The organism is Pseudocitrobacter sp. 73 (genome assembly GCF_008369545.1).
Lineage (GTDB): Bacteria > Pseudomonadota > Gammaproteobacteria > Enterobacterales > Enterobacteriaceae > Pseudocitrobacter > Pseudocitrobacter vendiensis.
Window position 1 is genome coordinate 81439 of record NZ_VTZO01000002.1, and the last position, 8679, is coordinate 90117.

At 52.8% G+C, this 8679-nt stretch carries 8 protein-coding genes, 1 rRNA gene and 1 other annotated feature; of the genes, 5 read left to right on the top strand and 4 right to left on the bottom strand.

Annotated elements, in window-relative coordinates:
- The first annotated feature begins 8 nt into the window (after positions 1 to 8).
- Positions 9 to 881, top strand: a complete 873-nt coding sequence (locus F0Q32_RS01910) for an SMP-30/gluconolactonase/LRE family protein (protein ID WP_149461734.1) — start codon at positions 9 to 11, stop codon at positions 879 to 881.
- On the opposite strand, the gene pheA is transcribed toward F0Q32_RS01910, so the two are convergent.
- The 4 genes from pheA to bamD form a co-directional block, all read right to left on the bottom strand.
- The gene (gene pheA / locus F0Q32_RS01915; RefSeq protein WP_015963369.1) at positions 878 to 2038 is read right to left on the bottom strand and encodes a bifunctional chorismate mutase/prephenate dehydratase; all 1161 of its coding nucleotides are present in this window, start codon (positions 2036 to 2038) and stop codon (positions 878 to 880) included. The genes F0Q32_RS01910 and pheA overlap by 4 nt on opposite strands.
- Positions 2039 to 2069: 31 nt before the next feature.
- Positions 2070 to 2195, bottom strand: a sequence feature (Phe leader region).
- On the bottom strand, positions 2147 to 2194 hold the full coding sequence (gene pheL, locus F0Q32_RS26305) for a pheA operon leader peptide PheL (protein WP_199538682.1): 48 nt from the start codon (positions 2192 to 2194) through the stop codon (positions 2147 to 2149). It overlaps the preceding feature by 48 nt.
- A gap of 107 nt (positions 2196 to 2302) precedes the next feature.
- Positions 2303 to 2641: a ribosome-associated translation inhibitor RaiA gene (gene raiA / locus F0Q32_RS01920; RefSeq protein WP_015963370.1), complete on the bottom strand. Its 339-nt coding sequence runs from the start codon at positions 2639 to 2641 to the stop codon at positions 2303 to 2305.
- Between the two features lie 268 nt (positions 2642 to 2909).
- Complete coding sequence (gene bamD, locus F0Q32_RS01925; protein ID WP_149461735.1) at positions 2910 to 3653, bottom strand: outer membrane protein assembly factor BamD; 744 nt, start codon at positions 3651 to 3653, stop codon at positions 2910 to 2912.
- Positions 3654 to 3784: 131 nt separating this feature from the next.
- Between bamD and rluD the strand changes: the two genes are divergently transcribed.
- The 4 genes from rluD to F0Q32_RS01945 all read left to right on the top strand — a co-directional run.
- The gene (rluD, locus tag F0Q32_RS01930) at positions 3785 to 4765 is read left to right on the top strand and encodes a 23S rRNA pseudouridine(1911/1915/1917) synthase RluD (protein ID WP_149461736.1); all 981 of its coding nucleotides are present in this window, start codon (positions 3785 to 3787) and stop codon (positions 4763 to 4765) included.
- A complete protein-coding gene (gene yfiH / locus F0Q32_RS01935) occupies positions 4762 to 5493 on the top strand; it encodes a purine nucleoside phosphorylase YfiH (RefSeq protein WP_149461737.1) in 732 nt (243 codons plus the stop codon). Before rluD ends, yfiH begins: the two co-directional genes overlap by 4 nt.
- 128 nt (positions 5494 to 5621) lie before the next feature.
- Positions 5622 to 8195 (top strand): ATP-dependent chaperone ClpB, encoded by a 2574-nt coding sequence (gene clpB, locus F0Q32_RS01940; RefSeq protein ID WP_149461738.1) that lies wholly within the window; start codon positions 5622 to 5624, stop codon positions 8193 to 8195.
- Between the two features lie 409 nt (positions 8196 to 8604).
- Positions 8605 to 8679 (top strand): 16S ribosomal RNA (locus F0Q32_RS01945); the annotation flags it as partial.

Below are 8679 nucleotides of genomic sequence, written 5' to 3' on the forward strand. Positions count from 1 at the left end.
TGAGACGCATGACTGAGCCACAACCGTTATTTGATTATGCCGGACACCTGCCGGAATGCCCCACCTGGAGTGAGTCGGAACAGGCGCTGTACTGGGCCGATATCCTGGAATACGAAATCCATCGCTATCATCCGCAAAGCGGCGAGCATCAGGTTTTGCAGTTTCCTGAAGAGGTCGGCTGTTTCGCATTGCGCGAAAAGGGTGGGTTCATTGTGGCGCTACGCAGCGCCATCTGGCTGGCGGATAAACATGGTCTGCTGGTGCGCAAAATTTGCGATAACCCCAGCAACCCGGCGCTGGCCCGCTTCAATGACGGCGGTACGGACCGGGATGGCCGTTTCTACGCCGGGACATTCTGGGGGCCGGGCGATTACAACGGCGCGTTGCTGGTACGAATCGCAAATGATTTGACGCCAAAAGTGGTGCAGTGTGATATCCACGGTGCCAATGGCCTGGCGTTCAGCGCCGATAAACGCTGGATGTACACCTCGGATACGCCGAACGCGGTGATATATCGGACGCCGCTTGATGACGACGGCGAACCGGGTAGGCGTGAAATCTTTCATCTGTTTGCGGACGGGGAGGGGATTCCGGACGGCGCGGCGGTCGATGAAGAAGGCTGTTACTGGAGTGCGCTGTTTGATGGCTGGCGTATTGCGCGTTTTTCCCCGCAGGGTGAACAGCTGGAGGAGTACCGGATGCCGGTGCGCTGCCCAACCATGGTCTGTTTTGGCGGGCCAGATATGCGCACGCTTTTTATTACCACCACGCGGGAAAACATGTCGGCGGAAGAAGTGGCGCAGTATCCCCTTTCCGGTGCCATCTTCACCCTGCCCGTCAGCGTGGCAGGAATGAAGAAGTTACCGTTTATTGAGCGTTAAGCTGGATCAACCGGAACGACGTTCTCGCTCGGATAACAGCCCAGCACTTTCATGGAGCGGGTAATTTTGCCCAGCTCCTTGAGCGCTTTTTGCATCGATTCCGATTCCAGGTTGGCCTGAATATCGAGATAAAACATCTCTTCCCACGGGTTGCCATGAATGGGACGGGATTCCAGTTTGGTCATGATCAGGTGATGGTTACGCAGCACCAGCAGTGCTTCTACCAGTGCGCCCGCCTGTTGACCAGTCGCCATCAGCAATGTGGTTTTTGCCGGAACCTGATCTGAGACATCAATGGCTTTACGCGCCAGCACGATGAAGCGGGTAATGTTTTGCGTCTGATTGGCTTCAATACGTTCCAGAACCTGCAAGCCGTGCAGTGCGCCGCCGGCTTCGCTGCCCAGCGCAGCCACGCGCGGTGAATTGGCCTGCGCCACTTTCTCCATCGCTGCCGAGGTACTTTCGGTGTACTCAATTTTCCAGTGCGGGTAGCGGGCAAGGAATTTGCTGCACTGCTGGAACGGCTGCGGATGGCTGTAGACCGTGTCGATAGTGTCGAGATCCGTCGATCCGGATACCAGTACGCAGTGATCGATAACGATCGTCATTTCACCCACGATTGAGAGGCTGGTGTGTTGCAGCAGATCGTAGACGTCGTTAATGGCACCTGAGCTGGTGTTTTCAATCGGCACCACGGCGTAATCAGCCTGGCCCGTTTCCACATGATTAAAGATATCGGCAAATTTCGCGCAGCCGCTTTCAATAAATTGCTCGAAATGGCGTGCGGCATACTGGCGCGCTGCAAGGTGTGAATAAGAGCCCTTTGGCCCCAGGAAGGCGATACGCGCAGAGTGCGGATTGATTTTATTAAGATGCTGCTGAAGCAACGCCTGCTGCGTGAGGACGGAATCTTCGATGATAAGCTGGAACAGGCGGGTGATGTAGTGAGCGTCAAGATGGTGCGTTTTACCCAGCGCAATCAGACGTTCCAGCAGGTCACGCTCGCGGTCAATATCGCGAACCGGGCGATGGGAGGCCAGCTTCGCTTTGCCGACTTCCACTGCCAGACCACGACGCTCGGCCAGCAGCGTCAGTAATTTTTCATCCAGCGCGCTTATCTTGTCGCGCAGAGCCAGTAACGGGTTTTCCGCTGTCATAGTTGTGCCTTTATTGTTATCAATCTTGCCAATAAAAAAGGCCCCCCGGAGTGGGAGGCCTTATTGTTCGTCTTCGCATTCTTTATCTTACGACGAAACGCCTCCCGTTCAGGGGAAGGTAAAAAAGAATGCGAAGAAAAACAGAACAGATTTCACGAATGATGATTCCTTACAGTGTGTCAGGTAACAGTACCTGCTCCGTTTTCCTTCTGTCAATAAAAAACGCGCCCGAAGGCGCGTTGGCGATACACTCAAAGTTCAGTTTTACTCTTCTTCAACTTCTTCGAAGCTTGCGTCTTTCACCGATGTTGTGGCGCGACGGGCTTCCCCTTTGTGTTGCACCTTATTGAGCTGCCGTTCCAGCTTGTTGATCAATTCGTTGATTGCAGCATACATATCTTCATGCTTGGCGCTGGCAACCAGAAGCCCGTTCGGCGTGTTCATGGTGGCGTCAGCGATAAAACCCTGCGGCTCCTTGGACAGGATGATGTGCGGGTTAATAATATGAGTTTGCCATTTTTCTAATTTGGCTAGACGGTCTGCGACATGTTGGCGGATGGCCGGAGTAATTTCCATTTGTTTGCTGGTAATGTTCATTGTCATAAATTTTACCTCTTGTCTTTCCGTCTTGGTGATTCCAGCATACCTTTCCTAATGTCAAAATGTGTGATTTAAATCACGTTTTTTTGTCACTTTTTGTCAAGGAAACTGTTTTGTGAGGCAGGGCAGGAACAGGCGATCTTTTCCTTGTCGAAAGGGAAAAAGGCGGTCATATTTGATGAGATGACTTGCCGCTAAAGCGGTTCAGCGTGCAGGTTAAACGGATAAAAAAACGGCAGCCCGAGGGCTGCCGTTTTGCTTGCGTTCGAAATCAGGATTGCGTGCTGCTGCTGTTTGCCGCAATGATTTTCGCGACTTTGTCAGCCTGCGCCGTCATTTGCATCTGACGGTACGCGTTTTCCATCTTCGGTAGCGCATCGCGAGTTGCCTGTGTATCCGGGAAATCGCGCAGCATGTTTTCAACGCGGTTTACCACGGCAACCCATGCGCCACGGTCAGTGTAGTAATCAACGACCGACAGCTCGTACTTGGCCAGGCGATCTTTCAGGAACACCAGACGTTTGTTCGCATCCGTGACGTACTGGCTGTTCGGATAGCCGCGAACCAGTTTAGAGAAGTCATTGAAGGCGTCACGCGCGTGCTGCGGATCGCGGTCAGACCGGTCAACCCCGAAGAAGCCTTGCAGTGCACTGTCATCCAGCGCCATGTTGGTCAGGCCACGCATATACATGACATAATCAATGTTTGGGTGCGTCGGGTTAAGACGAATAAAACGGTCGATGGCCGCCTGAGCCAGTGGAAGATCGGCATTTTTATAGTACGCGTAGATCAGATCCAGCTGTACCTGCTGAGAGTACGGACCAAACGGATAACGGTTATCCAACGCTTCCAGTTGCGTTATCGCTTGTTTCCAGTTACCGTCCTGCAACTTTTGTTGAGCGGTCGCGTAAATCTCATTTGGCGGATTATCAGGTACTTCTTCCTTTGAACCCGAGCAACCCGCCAAAAACAGGCTCAACGTGGCGGCTGCCACCAGATATTTCATGCGCGTCATGACGTTTTGACTTTCCTCAAAATGTTTTACGGGAGATTCTCTGTTCCTGCTCCCGGTTAAGACCAGCTACAATAGCACACTATATTAAACGGCAAAGCCGTAAAAACCCAACGTTAACGAAGAAGCTGTATATGGCACAACGAGTAGAACTCACCGCAACGGTCTCCGAAAACCAACTTGGTCAACGCTTAGATCAAGCTTTGGCCGAATTGTTCCCTGATTATTCGCGATCTCGCATAAAAGAATGGATTCTTGACCAGCGCGTGCAGGTTAATGGTCAAATTTGCGACAAACCGAAAGAAAAAGTGTTGGGGGGCGAGTCCGTCGCCATCAACGCGGAGATTGACGAAGATATCCGTTTTGAACCTCAGGATATTCCGCTGAACATCGTCTATGAAGACGATGACATTATTGTCATCAACAAACCGCGTGACCTGGTGGTGCACCCTGGTGCCGGTAATCCGGATGGCACAGTGCTTAACGCGCTGCTGCATTATTATCCGCCGATTGCCGATGTGCCGCGTGCGGGTATTGTCCATCGTCTGGATAAAGACACCACGGGCCTGATGGTTGTGGCGAAAACCGTTCCGGCGCAAACGCGTCTGGTGGAATCGCTGCAACTGCGTGAAATCACCCGTGAATATGAAGCCGTAGCAATTGGTCACATGACGGCGGGCGGTACGGTTGAAGAGCCGATTAGCCGTCACCCAACCAAACGTACGCATATGGCGGTGCATCCGATGGGTAAACCCGCGGTCACGCACTATCGCATCATGGAACACTTCCGTGTGCACACGCGTCTGCGGCTGCGTCTTGAAACAGGACGTACGCACCAGATCCGCGTGCACATGGCCCATATCACGCACCCGCTGGTGGGCGATCAGGTTTACGGCGGGCGTCCGCGTCCACCAAAAGGCGCGTCGGATGAGTTCATCTCCGCGCTGCGTAAATTTGATCGTCAGGCACTGCATGCCACCATGCTGCGCCTTTATCATCCAATCACCGGTATTGAAATGGAATGGCATGCGCCAATTCCGCAGGATATGGTCGATCTTATCGACGCGATGCGCGCCGATTTTGAAGAACATAAGGACGATGTGGACTGGTTATGACGTCATTGATTATCCCGCAGTGGCCGCAGCCGAAGGGCGTGGCATCCTGTAGTTCCACCCGTAAAGGCGGTGTGAGTCAAGCGCCTTACGATTCTCTGAATCTGGGCGCGCATTGCGGTGATAATCCGGACGATGTAGAAGAGAATCGCCGCCGCTTGTTTGCGGCGGGCGGCTTACCAGCTAATCCCGTCTGGCTTGAACAGGTTCACGGTAAAGATGTACTGCGCTTAAGCGGCGGGCCGTATGAATCAAAACGCGCCGATGCGTCATACAGTAATACACCGGGTACCGTTTGTGCGGTGATGACCGCCGATTGTCTTCCGGTACTGTTCTGTAATCTCGACGGAACAGAAGTGGCTGCGGCGCATGCAGGCTGGCGCGGGCTGTGTGAAGGCGTGCTGGAAGAAACCGTTGCCTGCTTTAACGATCGCCCAGAAAATATCATGGCGTGGCTTGGCCCGGCGATTGGCCCAACGGCCTTTGAAGTAGGGCCGGAAGTGCGTGACGCCTTTATGGTGAAAGACCTTCAGGCAACTGCCGCGTTTCGCGCGGCGGGCGAAAAGTACTATGCTGATATTTATCTACTGGCGCGTCAGCGTCTGGGTAATGTCGGTGTGCAGCGCATCTACGGCGGTGACCGCTGTACCTTCAGCCAAAACGATGATTTTTTCTCATATCGTCGTGACCGTACTACAGGTCGTATGGCAAGTTTCATTTGGCTGATATAACCTAAAGAATCAAGACGATCCAGAAGGCTGACTTATTTTTCGCATTAAACAGGTCATTAACCTTGAATAATTGAGGGATGACCTCATTTAATCTCCAGTAGCAAAATTGACCTGTTATGGGAGGAATTATGCGTCTGGATCGTCTTACTAACAAATTCCAGCTTGCTCTCGCCGATGCCCAGTCTCTCGCACTGGGGCACGACAACCAATTTATCGAACCACTTCATTTAATGAGCGCCTTACTGAATCAGGAAGGGGGTTCGATTCGTCCTTTGTTAACCACGGCCGGCATTAATGCGGGCCAGCTTCGCACGGCTATCGATCAAGCATTAAGCCGATTACCGCAGGTGGAAGGCACCGGCGGCGACGTCCAGCCTTCGCAGGATCTGGTGCGTGTGCTGAATCTTTGCGACAAACTGGCGCAAAAACAGGGCGACAACTTTATTTCGTCAGAACTGTTTGTTCTGGCCGCGCTTGAGTCTCGCGGCTCACTGGCCGACCTGCTGAAATCTGCAGGGGCGACGACCGCCAACATTACTCAGGCGATTCAACAGATGCGCGGAGGGGAGAGCGTGAACGATCAAAATGCCGAAGACCAACGTCAGGCATTGAAAAAATATACCGTCGACCTGACCGAGCGTGCCGAGCAGGGCAAGCTTGACCCGGTCATCGGTCGTGATGAAGAAATTCGCCGCACCATTCAGGTGCTGCAACGTCGTACTAAAAATAACCCGGTGCTGATTGGTGAACCTGGCGTTGGTAAAACAGCCATCGTCGAAGGGCTGGCGCAGCGTATCGTGAACGGTGAAGTACCGGAAGGGCTGAAGGGCCGCCGCGTACTGGCGCTGGATATGGGCGCGCTGGTGGCCGGGGCGAAATATCGCGGTGAGTTTGAAGAACGTCTGAAAGGCGTGCTGAACGATCTGTCGAAACAGGAAGGCAACGTCATTCTGTTTATCGATGAGCTGCACACCATGGTGGGTGCAGGTAAAGCCGATGGCGCAATGGACGCCGGGAACATGCTGAAACCGGCGCTTGCCCGTGGTGAACTGCACTGCGTGGGCGCGACCACCCTTGATGAATATCGCCAGTACATTGAAAAAGATGCGGCGCTGGAACGTCGTTTCCAGAAAGTGTTTGTGGCAGAACCGTCCGTTGAAGATACCATCGCGATCCTGCGTGGCCTGAAAGAACGTTATGAGCTGCATCACCACGTGCAAATCACCGACCCGGCTATTGTCGCGGCGGCAACGCTTTCGCATCGTTATATTGCCGACCGTCAGTTGCCGGATAAAGCGATTGACCTGATTGATGAAGCGGCGTCCAGCATTCGTATGCAGATTGACTCGAAGCCGGAAGAACTCGACCGCCTCGATCGCCGTATCATTCAGTTGAAACTGGAACAGCAGGCGCTGAAGAAAGAGTCTGACGAAGCCAGCCTGAAACGTCTCGATATGCTGAATGAAGAGCTGGAAGACAAAGAACGCCAGTATTCGGTATTAGAAGAAGAGTGGAAGGCAGAGAAAGCTTCACTTTCCGGTACGCAGACGATTAAAGCAGAGCTTGAGCAGGCGAAAATCGCCATCGAGCAGGCGCGCCGCGTGGGTGACCTGGGGCGGATGTCTGAACTGCAGTACGGTAAAATTCCGGAACTGGAAAAACAGCTGGCGGCGGCGACCCAGTCCGAAGGTAAAACTATGCGTCTGCTGCGTAACCGTGTAACGGATGCGGAAATCGCCGAAGTGTTGGCACGCTGGACCGGGATCCCGGTTGCGCGCATGCTGGAAGGCGAGCGCGAAAAACTGCTGCGGATGGAGCAAGACCTGCATAGCCGGGTGATTGGTCAGAACGAAGCGGTGGAAGCGGTATCGAACGCGATTCGCCGTAGCCGTGCCGGGCTCTCCGATCCTAACCGTCCAATCGGTTCGTTCCTGTTCCTGGGGCCAACCGGTGTTGGTAAAACGGAGTTGTGTAAGGCGCTGGCGAACTTTATGTTCGATAGCGATGACGCGATGGTGCGTATCGATATGTCCGAGTTTATGGAGAAACACTCCGTGTCTCGTCTGGTTGGTGCGCCTCCGGGATATGTCGGTTATGAAGAAGGCGGCTATCTGACCGAAGCCGTACGCCGTCGCCCATACTCAGTCATCCTGCTGGATGAAGTAGAGAAAGCGCACCCGGATGTGTTTAACATTCTGCTGCAGGTGCTGGACGATGGCCGTCTGACCGACGGGCAGGGGAGGACGGTCGACTTCCGTAATACGGTAGTGATTATGACCTCTAACCTGGGTTCCGATCTGATTCAGGAACGCTTTGGTGAGCTGGATTACGGTCATATGAAAGATCTGGTGCTGGGCGTGGTCAGTCAGAGCTTCCGTCCGGAATTCATCAACCGTATTGATGAAGTGGTTGTGTTCCATCCGCTGGGTGAAGCACACATAGCCTCAATTGCACAGATTCAGCTGCAACGTCTGTACAAACGTCTGGAAGAGCGCGGTTATGAAACGCAGATCTCCGATGAGGCGCTGCATCTGTTGAGTAAAAACGGTTATGACCCGGTATATGGCGCGCGTCCGTTGAAACGCGCTATTCAGCAGCAAATTGAAAACCCGCTGGCGCAGCAAATCTTATCCGGTGAGCTGGTTCCAGGAAAAACGATACGTCTGGACGTTAAAGACGATCATATTGTGGCAGTGCAGTAAGTCACAAAAATGTAAAAACGGGCCCTCAGGGGCTCGTTTTTGTTTATAAACCAGGCAAGAATAAGTGAATTGAATGAAAAGTGAGCGAATGAAAAGTTTTTTGTATTTTATGCTTGCGAGATCTCAATTACTCCCTATAATGCGCCCCCACTGACACGGAACAACGGCCAACATGCCGCCGGGTCAACAGAGTGAAAATAATCCTTGACTCTGTAGCGGGATGGCGTATTATGCACACCCCGCGCCGCTGAGAAAAAGCGAAGCGGCACTGCTCTTTAACAATTTATCAGACAATCTGTGTGGGCACTCAATGATACGGATTCTTAACGTCGCAAGACGATAAATGAATACCAAGTCTCTGAGTGAACACGTAATTCATTACGAAGTTTAATTCACGAGCATCAAACTTAAATTGAAGAGTTTGATCATGGCTCAGATTGAACGCTGGCGGCAGGCCTAACACATGCAAGTCGAACGGTAACAG